This window comes from Spirosoma litoris (genome assembly GCF_054776755.1).
Genome location: NZ_BAAHBI010000084.1, coordinates 1 through 1,017 on the forward strand (window position 1 = coordinate 1; position 1,017 = coordinate 1,017).

2 protein-coding genes are annotated in these 1,017 nt (G+C 49.1%); both read right to left on the reverse strand.

All coding sequences use genetic code 11. From position 1 onward, the window contains the following. Positions 1-730: IS3 family transposase (locus ACYVGR_RS37565; RefSeq protein WP_460966064.1), on the reverse strand; the 730-nt coding region annotated here is incomplete at its 3' end. Continuing rightward, positions 727-1,017, reverse strand: a 291-nt coding sequence (locus tag ACYVGR_RS37570; protein ID WP_460966063.1) for a transposase, incomplete at its 5' end; no start/stop codon positions are given. The genes ACYVGR_RS37565 and ACYVGR_RS37570, both read right to left, overlap by 4 nt.

Consider the following 1,017-nt stretch of genomic DNA (forward strand, 5'->3'; position numbering starts at 1 on the left):
GTAATTCCGCCTTTAGGCGGCTCCACAACGACTCGGCAAAGGCATTATCGTAGGGATCGTCGGCTCGGCTCATGCTGGGCCTGATTCGCCATAATCGTACTAACTCTTTCAACTCAGCTGACACATATTGACCCCCTCGGTCGGAATGGATAATCAGGCCTGTAGCCGGTTGACGCGACTGCAACGCACGACGCAACGGAAGTATAACCAGCTCATCTTCCATAGTTTTACCCACTTGCCAACCTACCACTTTTCGCGAGTAAAGATCCATCCAAGTAGCCAAATAAGCCCAGTCGCCATTGATCAGCGGCAAATAGGTAATGTCGCTGACCCAGATCAAATTAGGGGCTTGAGGTAGAGGCTGATCTAACAACAAATTGGGCCAATATCCTCTGCCATGGGTGCTGTCAGTCGTACGAGGCACAAACGATTTGGGTTGAATAGCCTGTAGGTCAGCGGCTTTCATCAATGTTCGTACTTGATGGCGGCCGATCAAATATCCTTTCTGCTGCAACTCAGCTGTGACACGTCGGCTGCCATACCGTCGTTTATGCTCAGCAAAAACCTGTTCCACAGCACGTTGATGGGCTGTTTTCTCTGGCGTTAATTGGTAGCTGCCGCCCCGCAAATACCGATAATAGGCGGAACGACTCACCCCGAGCACCAAACATAGTGTTTCAACGGCAAACTCATTGGTTAGCTGTTGAACGAGCTCGTACCGTAATCTCAGGTCTGTCGGCTGATAATGCTCAACGCTTTTTTTAAGATCTCGCGCTCAGTTTCCAGTTGGCTGATCCGTTGTAACAGTCGCTTATTCTCAAGCATCACATCAGAAGCCTGGCTCGAAATGTGATTTTTCCCGTCCCTTGTGTTGCGCTGCTTCCATTTATAGATCAGCGCTTCACTAATGCCTAACGCCTGAGCTACGTAAGTCACGCTTTGCCCGTTAGCAATCATTTTTAGCACATCGGCTTTGAAAGCAGCGTCGTATTTTCGACGTTTAAGGGATTTGTTTTT